The sequence below is a fragment of the Streptomyces sp. 6-11-2 genome (genome assembly GCF_006540305.1).
Lineage (GTDB): Bacteria > Actinomycetota > Actinomycetes > Streptomycetales > Streptomycetaceae > Streptomyces.
Genome location: NZ_BJOR01000001.1, coordinates 6,050,551 through 6,068,677, shown reverse-complemented (window position 1 = coordinate 6,068,677; position 18,127 = coordinate 6,050,551). Strand labels below are relative to the sequence as shown.

Below are 18,127 nucleotides of genomic sequence, written 5' to 3'. Positions count from 1 at the left end.
GCTCAGAACCTCTCCGGGAAGATCAGGGCGAGGACGAGATAGCCCAGCAGGGCGACGGCCACCACCAGGCCGACGATGTTCTCGGCGGTCACAGCTTCGTCACCCCCCTGACGGCGAGGGCCACGAGCGCGAACACCGCGAGCGTGATGACGACGAAGGCCACATCGGCCATCGCGAACTCCTGGAATGAGAGACGAACGGACATCGACGATTCGAGGAAACGACCTCCTGGCCCGATTCCGACCACCGTTGACGGCTCTCATACGGCGGCACACCCACCCTTGACGGACCCCTGACGACGCGCCACCCGGCCGCGTCGGCGGAGTGGCGTCAAGAACCGGCCCGGGCGCGTCAGGGGCGTGTCAAGGGCAGGTGCCGAAGCCCTCGGGGGGCTCTAACGTCGAGCACATGGGACACCGCGACGACGAGCGAGCCGGCACCGATCCGGTGCCGCGGGAACCCGGCCGCGAGGCCCGCACCCATCCGTGGGCGCGGGAGCTGCGCACCTCGGTCGGCTGCTCCGTGGCGCTGCTCGCCCTGCTGCTCCTGATCGACTGGGGCACCGGCAGCCTCACCTGGTGGCGCGGGGTGCTCTGGTTCGCGCTCGCGGTGCTGCTCTTCGTGGTGCTGTGCCCGCCCCGCGTCCGCGCCGGCCGGGGCTGGATCGCCTCTCGGTCGCTGCTGCGCAGCCGCCTGGTCCGTACCGATCTGCTGGTGTCGGTGCGCGCGGTCGACGGTGTCTGCCGGCGGCTGGTGCTGCTGGACTCCCTCGGCGGGCGGGTGGAGCTGGATCCCGAGGTTCTGGTGGACCATCCCGACGTCTGGTACCGCCTCGACGAGGACGCCCGGCACTGTGTGGCCGCGGGCAGGCTCCAGTGCGGGACGGACGAGCTGCGCGACATCTCCGAACAGGTGGACCGGGAGACCGCACTGGCGGTGTTCCGGGTCTCGGGACTGGAGTCATGACGCTGGGTGTCCGCCCCGGGCTCCACCACCCTGTCTCCCCCGGACGGCCGAAGGCGCGGTGAAAGTTGCGTGTCCGCTGGTCATGAAGTGACGTCTGGGTCGTCACAGCCGCTTTTGCCAGAAGATTGACGCCTGCACACCCGGGTACTCGTGACCCCTGCGTTACTCTCCGCTTACGCTGGTGACCCGTCCGCGTGATGGCCCGGTCCGTGACGGCCCGGTCCGCACGCGAGCCACACCTCAGGAGCAGGGGCATGGCGACCACCGAGCACCCTCCCAGTCGTCTGCGCGCCTGGATGCTGGAGGGCCTGTCCGACATGGGCAAGGGCATTCAGCAGGCCCCGCACGCCCTGCCGGAGCCCCCGCACAAGGGACAGCGGTGGTGGAGGGTGATGTGCCTGACCGGCGTGGACTACTTCTCCACGCTCGGATACCAGCCGGGCATCGCGGCGCTGGCGGCCGGGCTGCTGTCGCCGATCGCCACCCTCGTGCTGGTCCTCGTCACCCTCGCGGGTGCCCTGCCGGTGTACCGCAGGGTGGCGGCGGAGAGCCCGCACGGCGCGGGCTCGATCGCGATGCTGGAGCGGCTGCTGTCGTTCTGGCAGGGCAAGCTGTTCGTGCTGACCCTGCTCGGCTTCGCCGCCACCGACTTCCTGATCACCATGACGCTGTCGGCCGCGGACGCCTCGACCCACCTGGTGGAGAACCCGCATCTGACGGCCGCGCTGCACAGCCACCAGATGCTGATCACGCTCCTGCTCATCGCGCTGCTCGGCGCGGTCTTCCTCAAGGGCTTCGTGGAGGCGATCGGCGTCGCCTTCGCCCTGGTCGGGATCTATCTCGCGCTGAACGCCGTCGTGGTGGTCGTCGGTCTGTGGCACGTCCTGACCGCCGGTCATGTGGTCACCGACTGGACCAGCGCGCTGACCGCCCAGCACGGCAACGTCTTCCTCATGGTCGGCGTGGCCCTGCTCGTCTTTCCCAAGCTGGCGCTCGGTCTGTCCGGCTTCGAGACCGGCGTCGCCGTCATGCCGCACGTGCGGGGCAACCCTGACGACACCGAGGAACGGCCCACCGGCCGGATCCGGGACACCAGGAAGCTGCTCACCACGGCCGCGCTGATCATGAGCTGCTTCCTGATCGCCACCAGCTTCATCACCACGCTGCTGATCCCGGCGCCGGAGTTCAAGGCCGGCGGCCAGGCCAACGGCCGTGCCCTGGCCTATCTGGCGCACGAGTACCTCGGCAACACCTTCGGCACGGTCTACGACGTCTCGACCATCCTGATCCTGTGGTTCGCGGGCGCCTCCGCGTTGGCCGGGCTGCTCAACCTGATGCCGCGGTATCTGCCCCGCTACGGAATGGCCCCGCACTGGGCGCGGGCGGTCCGCCCGATGGTCATCGTCTTCACTCTGATCGGCTTCCTGGTCACCTGGATCTTCGACGCCAACGTCGACAAGCAGGGCGGCGCGTACGCCACGGGCGTGCTCGTGCTGATCAGCTCCGCGGCGATCGCCGTGACCATCGCCGCCCGCAGGGCCGGCCAGCGCAAATGGACCATCGCGTTCGGGGTCATCTCGGCCGTGTTCCTCTACACGACCGTCGTCAACGTCATCGAGCGTCCCGACGGTGTGAAGATCGGCGCCTGCTTCATCGCCGGGATCATCCTGGTCTCGCTGCTGTCGCGGCTCGCGCGTTCCTTCGAGCTGCGGGTGACGAGCGTGACGCTGGACGGCATGGCGGAACGCTTCGTCAGGGACATCGCCAGCCGCAAGATCCGGTTCATCGCCAAGGAGCCCGAGCGGCAGGACAAGTCCGAGTACCGCGACAAGATCGAGCAGATCCGCAGCGACAGCGACATCCCGCTCACGGAGGACTTCGTCTTCGTCGAGGTGACGGTCACCGACCCCTCGGAGTTCGAGGCCGGCCTGACCGTGCACGGCGAGGTCCGGCACGACCGCTACCGCGTGCTGGCCCTGGAGTCCGCGTCCGTCCCGAACGCCCTGGCCGCGCTCCTCCTCCACGTCCGGGAGATGACCGGCCGCACCCCGCACATCTACTTCGAGTGGACCGAGGGCAATCCGTTCGCCAACTTCCTGCGCTTCTTCCTCTTCGGCCAGGGCGAGGTCGCGCCGGTCACACGCGAGGTGCTGCGCGAGGCGGAGCCGGACCGCACCAAGCGGCCGCGGGTGCACACCGGCTGAGCCGCGCCCGCGAACGGCCACCCCCAGGTCGGCCCCGCGCCGTCCGCGGCCCTATCGTGACCGGCATGCAGTCCTACACGATCGGGCAGGCGGCCCGGCTGCTGGGCGTCAGCCCGGACACCGCGCGCCGCTGGGCGGACGCGGGCCGGATGGCCACCCACCGCGACGACAGCGGACGCCGGCTCATCGACGGCCGGGACCTCGCCGCGTTCTCGGTCGAGCTGGCCCGGACCGGCGGCGGCGAGGAAGGCCCCTCGTACACGTCGGCCCGCAACGCCTTCGCCGGCATCGTGACCGCCATCAAACTCGGCGACGTCGCCGCCCAGGTCGAGATCCAGGCCGGACCGCACCGCCTGGTCTCCCTGCTGACCCGGGAGGCCGTGGAGGAACTGGGCCTGGAGGTCGGCATGGAGGCCACCGCCCGCGTGAAGTCGACGAACGTGCACATCGACCGCACGTAGCCGAACGCACTCACACCCGGGCACGCGCGCGATAGCCGCCGTCCACGCGTATCGCCCGGACACCGCTGACGTACCGCGCGCCGCAGCGGTCCTGCGGCAGGACCAGCTGGGGGCCGGCGCCGTCGAGCCGGGTGCCGTCGATGGTCACCGCGAGCAGGACCGGAGCGTCGGCGAAGTCGGGATCGATCTCGGCCCACGACAGCAGCGCGTGATGCCCGTCGACGGCCGTGACCGCGATCAGGAAGCGCAGCCGGTCCTTGCGCCGGGCCGGGTCGAAGCCCGGCCCCGCCGCGGACAGCACGTCGTACAGGCGCGGTCCGGTGAACCGGTGGTGCTGCACTCCGCTGGCGGCGCAGTCGAAGGCGACTCCCACCCCGTGCTGCGGCCACCCGAGCAGATCCCGCACGGTCAGCCGGGACGGGCGGGCGAGGTCGCCGGTCAGGTCGAGCTCCGCGAGCGTCACGGGCACCACCTCCGGAGTGTCCGTACCCGAACGACCGCCTCGTACAAACGCACATGCGAGCCCTGCGTCACACATCGCCAGCTCATGCAATGCAACAGGGCCCTTACACCTGGCAATTGCGGCAGTATGATCGCGGCACGACCATATGAGCGGTCGTGGCAGGGCGCGACAGCTTCTTCCGTGCAGAGCCAGAGGAGTAGAACCGTGATGACCCGTTCCACGCGACGGACCAGGATGCTGAAGTCGGGAGTTGCGGGGGCCGCGGCGTTGCTGGCTCTCAGCGCCTGCTCCTCCTCGTCCTCCGACGGTTCGTCCTCGGCCGGGTCCGGCACGTCGGCGTCCGCCGCGCCGAAGCTGTCCGGCACCGTGACCGTCTTCGCCGCCGCCTCGCTGAAGGAGAGCTTCACCACGCTCGGCAAGCAGTTCGAGCAGCAGCACCCGGGCACCAAGGTCACCTTCAACTTCGGCGGCAGCGACAGCCTCGCCGCGAGCATCACCTCCGGTGCGCCCGCCGATGTGTTCGCCGCCGCCAGCACCAAGACCATGGCGATCGTGACCGACAAGAAGGACGCGGCCGGCACCCCGGTCACCTTCGTCCGCAACCAGCTCGAGATCGCCACCGCGCCGGGCAACCCGGACAAGATCTCCTCGCTGAAGGACCTCACCGGGTCCGGCCTCAAGGTCGTCCTGTGCGACAAGACCGTGCCCTGCGGCGCCGCCGCCCAGAAGGTGCTGGACGCGAGCCGGCTCAAGCTGACCCCGGTCTCCTACGAGCAGGACGTCAAGAGCGCCCTGACCAAGGTCGAGCTGAAGGAGGCCGACGCGGCCCTCGTCTACAAGACCGACGTGAAGGCCGCCGCCGGCAGGGTCCAGGGCGTGGAGTTCCCCGAGTCGGCCGGGGCCGTCAACGACTACCCGATCACCCTGCTCAAGAACGCGCCCAACGCCACCGCGGCCAAGGCGTTCGTCGAGCTGGTGACGTCGGCCGAGGGCCAGGAGGTCCTGACCGGGGCCGGGTTCCTGAAGCCGTGACCGAGACCGACGAGGCCCGCGCCGTGACCCGGAAGAACGCGTCGCGGCGCGGCCGCGCGCTCGGCGGGGCCCCGCTGCCCCTGCTGGTCCCCGCGCTGGTCGGCCTGGCCTTCCTGCTGCTGCCGCTGATCGCGCTGCTGATCCGGGCCCCCTGGCGCAGCCTGCCGGACCAGCTGACCAGCGCCGAGGTGTGGCAGGCGCTCCAGTTGTCCCTGGTCAGCGCCACCGCCGCCACCGCCGTCAGCCTGGTGCTCGGCGTCCCGCTGGCCTGGCTGCTGGCCCGTACGGACTTCCCCGGACGTGGATTCGTCCGGGCGCTGGTCACGCTGCCGCTCGTGCTTCCCCCGGTCGTGGGCGGTGTGGCCCTGCTGCTGGCCCTGGGGCGCAACGGTGTCGTCGGGCAGTGGCTGGACTCCTGGTTCGGAATCACGCTGCCGTTCACCACAGCCGGGGTGGTGGTCGCGGAGGCGTTCGTGGCCATGCCGTTCCTCGTGATCAGCGTCGAGGGCACGCTGCGGGCCGCCGACCCGCGCTACGAGGAGGCGGCCACCACGCTGGGCGCCTCCCGCTTCACCGCGTTCCGCCGGGTCACGCTGCCGCTGATCGCGCCGGGCATCGCCGCGGGCGCCGTGCTCGCCTGGGCGCGGGCGCTCGGCGAGTTCGGCGCGACGATCACCTTCGCCGGCAACTTCCCCGGCCGTACGCAGACCATGCCGCTGGCCGTCTACCTGGCCCTGCAGAACGACCCGGCGGCGGCGATCGCCCTGAGCCTGGTGCTGCTCGCGGTGTCGATCGCCGTACTGGCGGGTCTGCGGGACCGTTGGATGACGGCCTCCTGATGAATCAGCCGGCGATCCCGACCCGCCCCGTATCCAGGACGTTCATCTCATGACCGACATCGAACGGACCACCGCCGGCGTACGTGCCGAGGGCGTGCCCGGGGAGGGCCTGGACGCCCGCCTCGTCGTCGACCGCGGCGGCTTCCGCCTCGACGTCGCGCTCACCGCCGCCCCCGGCGACGTGGTGGCGCTGCTCGGCCCGAACGGCGCCGGGAAGACGACGGCTCTGCGCGCGCTGGCGGGCCTGGTCCCGCTCAACGGCGGCCATCTGCGCCTGGACGGCGCTGCGCTGGACCGCACACCGCCCGAGGCACGCCCGGTCGGCGTGGTCTTCCAGGACTACCTGCTGTTCCCGCACCTTTCGGCCCTGGACAACGTGGCGTTCGGGCCGCGCTGCCGGGGCGCGTCGAAGGCCGAGGCCCGGGCGCAGGCCGCGCGGTGGCTGGACCGGATGGGGCTGGCCGACCACACGGGCGCCAAGCCCCGCCGTCTCTCCGGCGGCCAGGCGCAGCGCGTGGCCCTGGCCCGCGCCCTGGCCACCGGGCCCCGGCTGCTGCTGCTCGACGAACCGCTCGCCGCGCTCGACGCCCGCACCCGGCTGGAGGTCCGTGCCCAGCTGCGCCGGCACCTCGCCGAGTTCGAGGCCGTCGCCGTCCTGGTCACCCATGACCCGCTGGACGCGATGGTGCTGGCCGACCGGCTCGTCGTCGTCGAGCACGGCCGTGTCGTCCAGGAGGGCACACCGCCGGAGATCGCCCGCCATCCGCGCACCGACTACGTCGCACAGCTCGTGGGCCTGAACCTCTACCGCGGGGAGGCCGAGGGCCACACCGTCCACCTCGCGGCCGGTCCCGCCGTCACCACCACCGAGGACCTGACGGGAGCGGTCTTCGTGGCCTTCCCGCCGAGTGCGGTCACTCTCCACCGGGACCGCCCCTCGGGCTCCAGCGCGCGCAACCTGTGGCGCTGCGAGGTCGCCGGCCTGGAGACCCACGGCGACCAGATCCGCGCCGACCTGACCGGCGGGCTCGCCCTCACCGCGGACCTGACCACGGTCGCGGCCGCCGAGCTGGACCTGCACCCGGGCGCGGCGGTCTGGGCGACCGTCAAGGCGACGCAGACCCACGCCTACCCGGCCTGAGGCACCGGCCGCCCTACGGTGGGTGATCACCACATCCCCCACCCACCGCGAGGCACGCCCATGAGCCTGAGCATGCGCAACCAGTTGCCCGGCACGGTCACCACCGTCACCCCCGGTGAGGCGATGGCCCTCGTTCACGTGCGACTGGACGGAGGCGGACAGCTCACGTCCGCGATCACCAGGGACGCCGTCGAGGACCTGCGTCTGACCGAGGGCAGCGCCGTCCGCGCCCTGGTGAAGTCGACGGAGGTGTCCCTGGCCACCGGGCCGGTCGAGGGCCTGTCGATCCGCAACCGGCTGCCGGGCACCGTCACCGGGATCGCCCTCGGCGCGGCCATGGCGTCCGTCCGGGTCGAGGTGGAGGGCGGCGAGCTGACCGCCGCGATCACCAGGGACGCCGCCGCAGAACTCGGCCTGGCGGCGGGCACACATGTCACCGCCCTGATCAAGTCGACCGAGGTCGCCCTGGCCACCGTGTAAAACGGCTGGGGCCTTGCGTTCGGATCAGCCGGGCATGATCCGAACGCAAGACAACCCAAGGCTCCCGCCCGGGTCGGACGGGAGCCCGTGAGCCGCTCGATCAGTCCTCGTACGCGTCCAGCGGCGGGCAGGAGCAGACGAGGTTGCGGTCGCCGAAGGCCTGGTCGATGCGGCGCACCGGCGGCCAGTACTTGTCGGCCATCGAGACCCCGGCCGGGAAGACGGCCTCCTCACGGGTGTAGCCGTGCTGCCACTGCCCGCCGAGCGCGGCGGCGGTGTGCGGGGCGCCGTGCAGCGGGTTGTCGTCCGCGGACCACTGGCCGGAGCCGACCTTCTCGATCTCGGCGCGGATCGCGATCAGCGCATCGCAGAACCGGTCCAGCTCGGCCAGGTCCTCGGACTCGGTCGGCTCGATCATCAGCGTGCCGGCCACCGGGAACGACATCGTCGGCGCGTGGAAGCCGTAGTCGATCAGCCGCTTGGCCACGTCGTCCACGGTCACCCCGGTCGCCTTGGTCAGCGGGCGCAGGTCGATGATGCACTCGTGGGCGACCAGGCCGCCGGGACCGGTGTAGAGCACCGGGTAGTGCGGCTCGAGGCGCTTGGCGACGTAGTTGGCGCTGAGCACGGCGACCTGCGTGGCCCGCTTGAGGCCCTCGCCGCCCATCAGGCGGACGTAGGCCCAGGAGATCGGCAGGATGCCGGCCGAGCCCCACGGCGCGGCCGAGATCGGGCCGACTCCGGTCTCCGGGCCGGCGTCGGGCTGGAGCGGGTGGTTGGGCAGGTACGGCGCCAGGTGGGCGCGCACACCGACCGGGCCGACGCCGGGCCCGCCGCCGCCGTGCGGGATGCAGAACGTCTTGTGCAGGTTCAGGTGGGAGACGTCGCCGCCGAAGTGACCCGGCTTGGCGAGGCCCACCAGGGCGTTGAGGTTGGCGCCGTCGACGTACACCTGGCCGCCGGCCTCGTGGACCTGCGCGCAGATGTCGGCGACGTGCTCCTCGAACACGCCGTGCGTGGACGGGTAGGTGATCATCAGCACGGCCAGCTGCTCGCGGTACTGCTCGATCTTCGCCCGCAGGTCCTCGACGTCGACCTCGCCGTCCCCGGCGGTCTTGACGACGACGACCTTCATGCCGGCCATCACGGCGCTGGCGGCGTTGGTGCCGTGCGCGGAGGACGGGATGAGGCAGATGGTGCGCTGCTCGTCGCCGTTGGCACGGTGGTAGCCGCGCACGGCGAGCAGACCGGCCAGCTCGCCCTGGGAACCGGCGTTCGGCTGAAGGGAGACCTTGTCGTAGCCGGTGACCTCGGCGAGACGTTCCTCCAGCTCGCGGATGAGGGTGAGGTAGCCCTGCGCCTGCTCGGCGGGCACGAAGGGGTGCATCTGCCCGAACTCCGGCCAGGTGACCGGCTCCATCTCGGTCGTCGCGTTGAGCTTCATGGTGCACGAGCCCAGCGGGATCATGCCGCGGTCGAGCGCGTAGTCGCGGTCGGCCAGCCGACGCAGGTAGCGCAGCATCGCGGTCTCGGACCGGTACTGGTGGAAGACGGGGTGGGTGAGGTAGGCGTCGTCGCGCAGCAGCGCCTCGGGCAGCGCGTCCTCGGCGGCCGCGTCCAGCGCCTCGATGTCGCCCCCGACGCCGAAGGCGGCCCACACGGCGCGCAGCCGGTCCCGGGTGGTGGTCTCGTCGCAGGCGAGCGAGACGTGGTCGGCGTCGACCAGGCGCAGGTTCACGCCGCCCTCGCGGGCCGCGGCGACGACCTCGGCGGCACGCCCCTCCGCCTTGACGGTCAGCGTGTCGAAGTACGCGCCGTGCACGACCTCGAAGCCACCGGCCTCGAGGCCCTCGGCGAGGACCGTGGCGTACCGGTGGGTGCGCAGCGCGATGTCCCGCAGGCCCTCGGGGCCGTGGTAGACCGCGTACATGCCGGCCATGACGGCGAGCAGCACCTGGGCGGTGCAGATGTTGCTGGTGGCCTTCTCGCGGCGGATGTGCTGCTCACGGGTCTGCAGGGCGAGGCGGTAGGCCTTGTTGCCGTCGGCGTCGACGGAGACACCGACGAGGCGGCCGGGCAGGCTGCGCGCGAACTTCTCGTGCACCGCCATGTAGCCGGCGTGCGGGCCGCCGAAGCCCATCGGCACGCCGAAGCGCTGGGTGGTGCCGACGGCGATGTCCGCGCCCAGCTCGCCGGGCGACTTCAGCAGGGTGAGCGCGAGCAGGTCGGCGGCGACGGTGACCAGGGCGCCCAGCTCGTGCGCCTGGTCGATGACGGGCTTGAGGTCGCGCACGGCGCCGGAGGCGCCCGGGTACTGCAGGAGCACACCGTTGATCTCGCGCTCGGCGATCTCGGCGGGAATGCCCGCGCCGAGATCGGCGACGACGACCTCGACGCCGGTCGGCTCGGCGCGGGTCTCGATGACCGCGATGGTCTGCGGCAGCGCGTCCGCGTCGACCAGGAACAGGCCCTTCTTGTTCTTGCCCATGCGCCGGGACAGCGCCATGGCCTCGGCGGCGGCGGTGCCCTCGTCGAGCAGTGACGCGCCGGAGGTCGGCAGACCGGTCAGTTCGGCGACCACGGTCTGGAAGTTCAGCAGCGCCTCCAGCCGGCCCTGGGAGATCTCCGGCTGGTAGGGGGTGTAGGCGGTGTACCAGGCCGGGTTCTCCATGACGTTGCGCAGGATGACCGGCGGGGTGAAGGTCCCGTAGTAGCCGAGTCCGATCATCGAGCCGAGGACCTGGTTGCGGTCGGCGAGAGAGCGCAGCTCGGCCAGCACCTCGGCCTCGGTGCGGGCGCCGGGCAGGTCGAGCGCGTCGGCGTTCTTGATCACATCGGGCACCGCGGCGGCGGTGAGCTCGTCGAGCGAGCCGTAGCCGACCTGCGCGAGCATCTTGGCCCGCGCCTCGTGGTCGGGCCCGATATGGCGCTGTTCGAAGGGGATGCCCTGTTCGAGCTCGGAGAGCGGAATGCGCTGGGCGGTCATTGCGGAGGCCTCCTGGTCTGACACGACCTTCGAGGGACACCACGGCACAGGTGCCCCGACGGCCTCCCCCTCTGTCATCTCAACCTGAGAGTTTCACCGGGCCGCCCGAGGGCTCCCGGTTTTCACCGTCGGTGAGAGCGGAAGCCGTCGACACCCGCTCTGCTTTCCAGAGTGACCTCGTCCGTGCGGTACGTGGGCCTGAGAGATTCCGGGGAGGATTTGCTCCTTCGGCGCCCCCGGTGGTACCGGAGGGCTCTCCCGCACGGGGTCAGCAGCCGTTGCCAGCCTACCAGCGGGGCAGCCGCACGGGTCTTCGAGTGGCCGCCATGCTGAATGTGCTCTTTTGTAGTGGTTACGGATGAGTTGCGACCACGTGGAGGGACAGTGCAGACGGAGATCGATCCGCGCAACCTGATCGGCCGCAAGGCGTTCGACCGCAGCGGCCACAAGATCGGCACGGTGGACGAGGTCTACCTCGACGACGCGACCGGTGTGCCGGAGTGGGCGGCCATACGCACCGGCTTGTTCTCCCGGGACGCCTTCGTCCCCCTGGAACCCAGCGAACTGGTCGAGGGCGCCCTGCACGTCCCCTTCGACCGCGCGCTGATCAAGGAGGCCCCCGACTTCGGCGTGGGCCGCCATCTGTCCCCCGAGCAGGAACTGCAGCTCTACCACCACTACGGCCTCGACGTGGCCCCTCCTCCGACCGTTCCGGACCACCATTTCGGCAAGCTGGCAGGCTCCGGCTCGGGTCCGGACGAAAGCTGAGCGGGAGGAACCGGCGGAACCGGAGGAGCCAGAGGAAGGGGTTCGGCCGGTTCCAGGTCCGGGTCGTCCATGAGGAAGGTGCGAACCCGGCCCGGCGCGGAGTCAGGAGTCTCGAAGCGCACGGTGACGCGGCCGAGTCCACTGCCCTGTACCCATCCGTGACCGTACTCGGCGTGCCGTACGTCGTGGCCCGACGGCCACCGCCGCTCGGTGGGTGCCGGCTGCCGCTCGGCGGGTTCCTCCGGGCGCTCCTCGGCCGGGCCCTCCGCCTGCGCGCCCGCGGCCTGCGCGAACAGGTCCTCCTGGGTGTAGTCGGCGAGCCCGGACACGCCCACGCCGAGCAGCCGTACGCCGCCCGTGGTGTCCACGGAGTCCAGCAGCCGGGCGGCCGCCTCCCGTATCACCGCGGGGTCGTCGGTGGGCCCGCGCAGGGTCTCGGAGCGGGTCAGGGTGGAGAAGTCGTAGCGGCGCACCTTCAGCACGGTGGTGCGCCCCGACAGACCGGCCCCGCGCAGCCGCCCCACGCACCGGTCGGCGAGCCGCTGCACCTCCAGGGCCACCCGGACGCGGTCGTGGATGTCCACGTCGTAGGTGTCCTCGACGGACACCGACTTCGTCTCGCGCTCGGCGACGACGGGACGGTCGTCCTGGGTTAGCGCCATCGCGTACAGCGCTTGCCCGTGCGCCTTGCCGAGCAGCCGTACGAGTTCGTCCTCGCCGGCCTCGGCGATCTCCTCGACGGTGTGGATCCCGGCCCGCCGCAGGTGGTCGCCCGTGGCCGGGCCCACGCCCGGCAGGGTCCGCACGGACAGCGGACCGAGCAGGGCCCGCTCGGTGCCGGGCTCGATGAGCACCAGGCCGTCGGGCTTGGCCTGCTCGGAGCCGATCTTGGCGAGCATCTTGGAGGCGGCCAGCCCCACGGACCCCGTGAGTCCCGTGACGGCCCGGATGTCGGCACGCAGCCTCGTCCCCGCCAGCCGCGCTGATTCCGCGTCCCAGGCGGCTCCCCCGGCCTCCAGGTCCACGAACGCCTCGTCCAGGCTCAGCGGCTCCACCAGCGGCGACAGCGCCCGCAGCAGGCCCATCACCCGCTCGCTGATCGAGCGGTAGAAGGCGAAGCGCGGCACGAGGTACGCGGCGTTCGGCGCCAGCCGCCGCGCCTGGGCCATCGGCATCGCGGAGTGGACGCCGAAGACGCGCGCCTCGTACGACGCCGTGGCCACCACGCCGCGCGGTCCCAGCCCGCCCACGACCACGGCCTTGCCGCGCAGGCTCGGCTTGGACGCCTGCTCCGCGGAGGCGAAGAAGGCATCCATGTCGAGATGGAGGATCGTGGGTGCGGTTCTCACATCTACGATGCTGCACCACGCCACTGACAACGCCCCGGTTCCGGCAGCACCCGTACGGGCTTTCGAAGCCGGTACGGGGGCCGAGCGGGCTGATCGGGCTGATCGGGCCCATGCGGCCGGGCCGGTGGCCGAAACGACCGGAGCCGGCCGAGGGGCCGCTCAGACGGCCCGGTTGCGCCGCCGGGCGAGCTCGTCGCCCGGGTTGTGCCCCACGAGCGTCTCCCCGGTGTCGATGCGCTCACCGTGCAGCTGCGACAGCGCGCTCTCCACATCACGCCACACCACTCCGACGGCGATGCCGAAGATTCCCTGGCCTCCCTGGAGCAGGGCGTGCACCTCGTCGGGCGACGTGCACTCGTACACCGTGGCACCGTCGCTCATCAGCGTCATCCGCTCCAGGTCACGCAGACCGCACTCGCGCAGGTGCTGGACGGCGCTACGGATGTTCTGCAACGACACGCCGGTGTCGAGGAACCTCTTGACGATCTTCAGGACGACGACGTCCCGGAAGCTGTAGAGACGCTGGGTCCCGGACCCGTGGGCGGGACGCACGCTCGGCTCGACCAGCCCGGTGCGCGCCCAGTAGTCCAGTTGCCGGTAAGTGATGCCGGCGGCCGCGCAGGCCGTCGGACCGCGGTAGCCGATCTGCTCGGTAGCCATGGCCGCCGCCCCTCCGCTGCTCGGCACCGCCGTCGGTCGCTGCGGAGCACGACCGGCCACGCCCCCGGGAGGGGGATACCCCCCGCTCGGTCGGAGCCGAGAGCTCGGGGGAGGGTACGGACCGCTTCCCCCGGCATTGCGTCCGGGGGCACCCCCAGCCGTACCGTCGCCGCTGCTTCTCACGCCGACCTCCGTCCTTGACCTGCCTCCTCGACGGTAGGCAGTCACCAGGGGTGCGTCAACGATCGCCACACTCGGCACGCCGAGTGATAATCACCCTAAGAGTGGTTTCGCGTACCCCATCGCCGGGAAAGGCTATCCGAATGCCTCGGAGGGAGGCCGCGGGGCGGTCTCCCGTGGCTCCTGCGGGCGCTTCACTGGCTGCTGCTGCCGAAGTCCTCCGGCGAGATCTGGTCGAGGAACTCGCGGAACTTCTCCACCTCGTCCTCCTGCTCGTCCGGGATCGCGATGCCCGCGTCGTCGAGCACCGTGTCGCTGCCGAAGATCGGCGTCCCGGTACGCAGGGCCAGCGCTATGGCGTCGGACGGCCGGGCGCTCACCTCGACACCGCTGGCGAACACCAGCTCGGCGTAGAAGACGCCTTCACGCAGGTCCGTGATGCGCACTTCCGTGAGTTCCTGGCCGACCGCTTCCAGCACGTCCTTGAACAGGTCATGGGTCAGCGGTCGCGCAGGGGCCATGCCCTGTTGGGCGAAGGCGATCGCCGTCGCCTCCCCTGGCCCGATCCAGATGGGGAGGTAACGGTCGCCTCCCACTTCACGCAGGAGCACGATCGGCTGGTTGGAGGGCATCTCGACCCGGACACCTACGACATCGAGCTCGTTCACACAGCAACCCTAGGCGGTGCCCCGACCGTTTGGGTAGTCGGGCCGGTCAGGGGAGGAGGATCCGGCCGCCTCCCGGCCCGCTCACGGCAGCCGCACCCCCAGCGCGGCCTGGACCAGCACCGTGTGCAGCCGCACCGTGAGCTCCGCGAGCTCCTTGGCACGGGCCTCCGCATGTGCCCTGGTCTGCGGGTTGCGGTGCCTCTTGAGCGGGGCCACCACCTGGTCGACGAGCCCGGCCTCGCGGTCGGCGGCCGCCTTCATCACCCGCAGGTGCCGGGGCTCGATCCCGAAACGCCCCAGCTCGGAGACGAGTGAGGCCACGGTCACCGCCTCGGCGCCGTAGGCCCCGTCCGCCAACGGAGTGAGCAGCCCGTACGACTCCCACTCCCGCAGTTCCCCCTCCTCGATGCCGGCGGCGGCGAGCAGCTCGGCCCGCCCGATCCGGGCCCCCGTGGGGGCCTCGGCCGACGCCGGCACGGCCGAGGCGTCACGCTGCCGGCCGACCGCCGGCAGGTGGACCGCCTCGCCACGCTCCATCGCGTCCAGGTACTCGCGGATCACCTTCAACGGCAGGTAGTGGTCCCGCTGCATCCGCAGGACCAGGGCCAGCCGCTCGACGTCGTCGGTGCTGAACTTGCGGTACCCCGAGGGGGTGCGCCGCGGCTCGACGAGCCCCTCCGACTCCAGAAAACGGATCTTGGAGACGGTGACCTCGGGGAACTCGTCGCGCAGCACGTTCAGCACCGTGCCGATGCTCTTCAGCCCACTGTCCGTGGCGGCGGCACCGTGCCCGGCACCGCCGCTCGGTGATTGGCGCATGGACCTTCCCTGACAGGTCAGACGCCCTGTCGGCTCGAGTAGAAGACCAGCCGGTACTTGCCGATCTGCACCTCGTCACCGTTGGACAGAGCGACCTGGTCGATCGGCTCCCGGTTGACGTACGTGCCGTTCAGACTGCCGACGTCGGCCACCGTGAACGAGCCGTCCGGGCTGCGGCGGAACTCCACATGGCGACGCGAGACCGTCACGTCGTCCAGGAAGATGTCGCTCTGCGGATGACGCCCCGCCGTGGTCAGCTCGCCGTCCAGGAGGAAGCGGCTGCCGGAGTTCGGGCCGCGGCGCACCACCAGCAGGGCCGAGCCCAGCGGCAGCGCGTCGACGGCCGCCTGCGCCTCCGGAGAGAGCATCGGCGTCTGACCGGTGGCCTCGGCGTCGTAGGCCTCGAGACCGGAGATCGAGATCGTCGAGGTCGTCTCCGACGAGCGCTCCGGCGTCGCACCGGGCCGCAGCGGCGCACCGCAGTTGGAGCAGAAGCGGCTGTTCTGCGCGTTGCGGTTACCGCACCTCGTACACACCAGGGCCGACATGGACGGATCCTCCTGCCGCGGCTGCCCCGCGGGGGCATCGGACGCGTACGGGCCGGCGGCAAACCCTCCAGCCGTACCTGAGGTCGACGGTTGCCCGAAACCTATGCCGCCCGACTGGGCAGGGTCAACCGACGACGCGTCCTGACCGGCCACCTGGTCCCTGAACAGCGGACGCTGGCCCTCGGCGTCAGGCTGTGCGCGATGACGGGCCGTCGCGTTCTCGCCGCCCTCTCGCGCGCTCTTGCCGAACAACTTCGCAAACAACTTCACGGGCGATTCCCCTTGACCGAAACAGACCCGCCCGTGGGGCAGGACGAACCCTGACTGCATACACCGGTCGACCCGGACATCTTCACAACGTCCGTATCCACCAGACAGTTTCCACCACGCACCACCCAATCGATGCGCCGACCCCCCGCAACCTCATGCCCCTGCCGGACGAGCGCCATGCACCGCCGGTTCACCGCGAGGACGACCGAGCGTAGTCAGGCCTCTTCGCCGCCCGCAAGGCGTCCACGACGATCTTGTCCGAACGGTCGATGGTCACGGTGGCCTGCTCCTTCTCCAGGGTCTGCACCACGCCTCCAGGAATGTTGAGCGCCGGTTCGAGGTCCTGCGGCTTGCCGATGACCTTGAAACGATACGGGGCGTTGATCTTGTTCCCGTCGACGTCCACGCTCTTGCCGGAGTCGGTGAGATAAGTGTTCGCGACCACGCGCACACCGTTCACCTCGATCGCCTCCGCACCGGCCGCGCGCAGCTCCTGTATCGCGTCGAGCAGCATGTCCGCCCGGACCGTCCCCTTCGTGTCCTCGACCGTCACCGTGATGCCGGGTCCCTGCGCGGCCACCGTGCCCGCGAGGATGCCGAGTTGCTTCTCCTTCTCGGCCGTCTGCCTGCGGGCCTCCTCGGCCTGGTCCGAGCTGTTCTCCAGCTCCTGGCGCTGCTTCTCCAGACCCTGCTTCTCGTCTTCAAGACGCTGAGTACGGTCGTCCAGTTCATCGAGGATGCGGACGAGATCCTCCTGCCGGGCGCCGCGCAGCGCGTTGTCGCCGCTGCTGTTGGAGGCGACCTGGACGGCGAGTCCGAAGCCGAGGCCGAACAGCAGCAGCGCGACGACGAGTTGGGCCCGGGTGAAGCGCGGCGGCCACAGCCCCTGGGCCAGCCGCTGGCGACCGGTCAGCGCGGGCTCGGAACTCTCCTCGGCGCTGGGACCCTCACCGGCGGCCGCCTGCGCGGGCACCTCCTCGGGCAACTCCTGGCGCAGCCGCTGCTGCTCGGGCTGGGTGTCCTGCTGCCCGTTCCCGGGCTGCTCGTCCTGGTGGCTCATGATTCTCACGCCCGGAACACGTGCCGTCGGATCGCCGCGGCGTTGGAGAAGATGCGGATACCGAGGACGACCACGACACCCGTGGACAGCTGGGCGCCCACGCCCAACTTGTCGCCCAGGAAGACGATCAGCGCGGCCACGACCACGTTGGACAGGAACGACACGACGAAGACCTTGTCGTCGAAGATGCCGTCCAGCATGGCCCGCAGGCCACCGAAGACGGCGTCCAGCGCCGCGACGACGGCGATCGGCAGATAAGGCTCGACGACCGCCGGAACCTCCGGCCGGACCAACAGGCCGGCCACCACTCCCACGACGAGGCCCAGTACGGCGATCACGATGTGCCCTTCTCAGTGCTCGGCTGTGCTGTACGTACGATCACACTCGGTGCGGCGGCCAGCCGGAGGTCGCTCTCCACGGAGATGCTGCTCCGGATGCCGTAGTTGTCCTTCAGGGCCTGGAGGTACAGCCCGTCGGGGCTGTCCTGGAACCGGGCGCTCAGCCGTTTCCCCTCGCCCACGGCGAGCACCGTGTACGGCGGCACCAGCGGCTTGTTGTCGACCAGTATCGCGTCGCCCGCGGCCCTGATCGCCGACAGGGCCGTCAGTCGCTGCCCGTTGATGGAGACGGCTTCGGCACCCGACTGCCACAGCCCGTTCACCACCCGCTGCATGTCCCGGTCCCGGACCCGGCCGGTGTCGGAGAAACCCGACGTCCCTCGCGGATTGCCGCCGCCGCTCGTGCCGGCCTCCTTGGCGTCGTCCACCACGAGCCTCATACCGGGGCCGTACACCTCGCTGGCGCCCGCCAGCATGCTCACCAGGTCGGCCTGCGGGTTGCCGCCGGTGTGCCGCAGCGCCTCGCGCTGCCGCGCGTTCACGTCGTCCCTCAGCTTGTCGACGGTGCCCTCGAGCTCGTCGGCCGCCGCGGTCTCCTTGTCGATGCGGTCGATCAGCTCCTGGCGCTCCTTGGCGACGACCGGGGCCGCCACACGGGCCTGTGCCGCTCCCACGGTCACCACGAGCCCGGCCAGCACCAGCCCGCCCGCCAGGCCGAGCTTCGCCCGGACGGTTTTCGGCATGCCGCTCTCGCCCGCGGCCTTCTTCCGAGCGGCTGACTCGGCGTAACCGTCGTCGAGGCTGTGGTCCATGACGTTGGTGATCAACGACATGGAGGCGTCCGGTCGGGAGGGCCGCGCGGGGTTGCTCCGAATGGGGGGTTGCTGCGGCATGC

19 protein-coding genes and 1 riboswitch are annotated in these 18,127 nt (G+C 71.0%); of the genes, 8 read left to right on the top strand and 11 right to left on the bottom strand.

The window, feature by feature from the left end; all coding sequences use genetic code 11:
• Positions 1-2: 2 nt before the first annotated feature.
• Positions 3-92, bottom strand: coding sequence for a K(+)-transporting ATPase subunit F (gene kdpF, locus TNCT6_RS26850; RefSeq protein WP_016434100.1), 90 nt, complete (start codon positions 90-92; stop codon positions 3-5).
• Positions 93-408: 316 nt separating this feature from the next.
• Here kdpF and TNCT6_RS26845 point away from each other — a divergent pair, with 316 nt between their 5' ends.
• The 3 genes from TNCT6_RS26845 (at position 409) to TNCT6_RS26835 (ending at position 3,631) form a co-directional block, all read left to right on the top strand.
• Positions 409-966 carry a hypothetical protein gene (locus tag TNCT6_RS26845; protein WP_253266221.1) on the top strand — a complete coding sequence of 186 codons (558 nt, stop codon included), beginning with the start codon at positions 409-411 and terminating at the stop codon, positions 964-966.
• 254 nt (positions 967-1,220) lie between these two features.
• Positions 1,221-3,170 (top strand): APC family permease, encoded by a 1,950-nt coding sequence (locus TNCT6_RS26840; RefSeq protein WP_141362978.1) that lies wholly within the window; start codon positions 1,221-1,223, stop codon positions 3,168-3,170.
• Positions 3,171-3,235: 65 nt separating this feature from the next.
• The gene (locus tag TNCT6_RS26835) at positions 3,236-3,631 is read left to right on the top strand and encodes a molybdopterin-binding protein (protein ID WP_141362976.1); all 396 of its coding nucleotides are present in this window, start codon (positions 3,236-3,238) and stop codon (positions 3,629-3,631) included.
• A 10-nt stretch (positions 3,632-3,641) separates the two neighbouring features.
• On the opposite strand, the gene TNCT6_RS26830 is transcribed toward TNCT6_RS26835, so the two are convergent.
• Positions 3,642-4,103 (bottom strand): molybdopterin-dependent oxidoreductase, encoded by a 462-nt coding sequence (locus TNCT6_RS26830; RefSeq protein WP_141362974.1) that lies wholly within the window; start codon positions 4,101-4,103, stop codon positions 3,642-3,644.
• 198 nt (positions 4,104-4,301) lie between these two features.
• On the opposite strand from TNCT6_RS26830, the gene modA reads away from it, so the two are divergent.
• The 4 genes from modA to TNCT6_RS26810 are packed head-to-tail and all read left to right on the top strand — an operon-like array spanning position 4,302 to position 7,586.
• Positions 4,302-5,126 (top strand): molybdate ABC transporter substrate-binding protein, encoded by an 825-nt coding sequence (gene modA / locus TNCT6_RS26825; protein WP_141362972.1) that lies wholly within the window; start codon positions 4,302-4,304, stop codon positions 5,124-5,126.
• Entirely contained in the window at positions 5,123-5,965 is an 843-nt protein-coding gene (gene modB, locus TNCT6_RS26820) for a molybdate ABC transporter permease subunit (RefSeq protein ID WP_141362970.1), read from the top strand. Before modA ends, modB begins: the two co-directional genes overlap by 4 nt.
• A 49-nt stretch (positions 5,966-6,014) precedes the next feature.
• The gene (locus TNCT6_RS26815) at positions 6,015-7,106 is read left to right on the top strand and encodes an ABC transporter ATP-binding protein (RefSeq protein ID WP_141362968.1); all 1,092 of its coding nucleotides are present in this window, start codon (positions 6,015-6,017) and stop codon (positions 7,104-7,106) included.
• 60 nt (positions 7,107-7,166) lie between these two features.
• Positions 7,167-7,586, top strand: a complete 420-nt coding sequence (locus TNCT6_RS26810) for a molybdopterin-binding protein (protein WP_141362966.1) — start codon at positions 7,167-7,169, stop codon at positions 7,584-7,586.
• A 100-nt stretch (positions 7,587-7,686) separates the two neighbouring features.
• Here the strand turns inward: TNCT6_RS26810 and gcvP are convergent, their stop codons facing one another.
• Positions 7,687-10,572, bottom strand: a complete 2,886-nt coding sequence (gene gcvP / locus TNCT6_RS26805; protein ID WP_141362964.1) for an aminomethyl-transferring glycine dehydrogenase — start codon at positions 10,570-10,572, stop codon at positions 7,687-7,689.
• A 176-nt stretch (positions 10,573-10,748) separates the two neighbouring features.
• A riboswitch (glycine riboswitch) is annotated at positions 10,749-10,843 on the bottom strand.
• Between the two features lie 113 nt (positions 10,844-10,956).
• On the opposite strand from gcvP, the gene TNCT6_RS26800 reads away from it, so the two are divergent.
• Positions 10,957-11,340 (top strand): PRC-barrel domain-containing protein, encoded by a 384-nt coding sequence (locus TNCT6_RS26800; protein WP_172633036.1) that lies wholly within the window; start codon positions 10,957-10,959, stop codon positions 11,338-11,340.
• Here TNCT6_RS26800 and TNCT6_RS26795 read toward each other — a convergent pair.
• From TNCT6_RS26795 to TNCT6_RS26760, 8 genes are all read right to left on the bottom strand, one after another.
• Positions 11,250-12,689 carry a DNA polymerase IV gene (locus tag TNCT6_RS26795; protein ID WP_141362960.1) on the bottom strand — a complete coding sequence of 480 codons (1,440 nt, stop codon included), beginning with the start codon at positions 12,687-12,689 and terminating at the stop codon, positions 11,250-11,252. The genes TNCT6_RS26800 and TNCT6_RS26795 overlap by 91 nt on opposite strands.
• Before the next feature lie 159 nt (positions 12,690-12,848).
• Complete coding sequence (locus TNCT6_RS26790) at positions 12,849-13,532, bottom strand: MerR family transcriptional regulator (protein ID WP_141362958.1); 684 nt, start codon at positions 13,530-13,532, stop codon at positions 12,849-12,851.
• A 191-nt stretch (positions 13,533-13,723) separates the two neighbouring features.
• Positions 13,724-14,197: a bifunctional nuclease family protein gene (locus TNCT6_RS26785; protein WP_111002881.1), complete on the bottom strand. Its 474-nt coding sequence runs from the start codon at positions 14,195-14,197 to the stop codon at positions 13,724-13,726.
• 81 nt (positions 14,198-14,278) lie between these two features.
• On the bottom strand, positions 14,279-15,016 hold the full coding sequence (locus TNCT6_RS26780) for a MerR family transcriptional regulator (protein ID WP_141362956.1): 738 nt from the start codon (positions 15,014-15,016) through the stop codon (positions 14,279-14,281).
• 17 nt (positions 15,017-15,033) lie between these two features.
• A complete protein-coding gene (locus TNCT6_RS26775) occupies positions 15,034-15,894 on the bottom strand; it encodes an FHA domain-containing protein (RefSeq protein ID WP_172633035.1) in 861 nt (286 codons plus the stop codon).
• A 130-nt stretch (positions 15,895-16,024) separates the two neighbouring features.
• The gene (locus tag TNCT6_RS26770; protein ID WP_141362951.1) at positions 16,025-16,894 is read right to left on the bottom strand and encodes a DUF881 domain-containing protein; all 870 of its coding nucleotides are present in this window, start codon (positions 16,892-16,894) and stop codon (positions 16,025-16,027) included.
• 5 nt (positions 16,895-16,899) lie between these two features.
• Positions 16,900-17,232 (bottom strand): small basic family protein, encoded by a 333-nt coding sequence (locus TNCT6_RS26765; protein WP_003988855.1) that lies wholly within the window; start codon positions 17,230-17,232, stop codon positions 16,900-16,902.
• Positions 17,229-18,125, bottom strand: a complete 897-nt coding sequence (locus TNCT6_RS26760; RefSeq protein ID WP_253266219.1) for a DUF881 domain-containing protein — start codon at positions 18,123-18,125, stop codon at positions 17,229-17,231. Before TNCT6_RS26760 ends, TNCT6_RS26765 begins: the two co-directional genes overlap by 4 nt.
• Between the last annotated feature and the right edge of the window lie 2 nt (positions 18,126-18,127).

What these genes read in the sequence shown, in the direction of transcription:
- TNCT6_RS26840 (WP_141362978.1), top strand. Translation starts at nt 1,221, where the DNA reads ATGGCGACCACCGAGCACCCTCCCAGTCGTCTGCGCGCCTGGATGCTG.
- modA (WP_141362972.1), top strand. Translation starts at nt 4,302, where the DNA reads ATGACCCGTTCCACGCGACGGACCAGGATGCTGAAGTCGGGAGTTGCG.
- TNCT6_RS26835 (WP_141362976.1), top strand. Translation starts at nt 3,236, where the DNA reads ATGCAGTCCTACACGATCGGGCAGGCGGCCCGGCTGCTGGGCGTCAGC.
- TNCT6_RS26810 (WP_141362966.1), top strand. Translation starts at nt 7,167, where the DNA reads ATGAGCCTGAGCATGCGCAACCAGTTGCCCGGCACGGTCACCACCGTC.
- TNCT6_RS26780 (WP_141362956.1), bottom strand. Translation starts at nt 15,016, where the DNA reads ATGCGCCAATCACCGAGCGGCGGTGCCGGGCACGGTGCCGCCGCCACG.
- gcvP (WP_141362964.1), bottom strand. Translation starts at nt 10,572, where the DNA reads ATGACCGCCCAGCGCATTCCGCTCTCCGAGCTCGAACAGGGCATCCCC.
- TNCT6_RS26845 (WP_253266221.1), top strand. Translation starts at nt 409, where the DNA reads ATGGGACACCGCGACGACGAGCGAGCCGGCACCGATCCGGTGCCGCGG.
- TNCT6_RS26770 (WP_141362951.1), bottom strand. Translation starts at nt 16,894, where the DNA reads ATGAGCCACCAGGACGAGCAGCCCGGGAACGGGCAGCAGGACACCCAG.
- TNCT6_RS26760 (WP_253266219.1), bottom strand. Translation starts at nt 18,125, where the DNA reads ATGCCGCAGCAACCCCCCATTCGGAGCAACCCCGCGCGGCCCTCCCGA.
- TNCT6_RS26815 (WP_141362968.1), top strand. Translation starts at nt 6,015, where the DNA reads ATGACCGACATCGAACGGACCACCGCCGGCGTACGTGCCGAGGGCGTG.
- TNCT6_RS26775 (WP_172633035.1), bottom strand. Translation starts at nt 15,894, where the DNA reads ATGCAGTCAGGGTTCGTCCTGCCCCACGGGCGGGTCTGTTTCGGTCAA.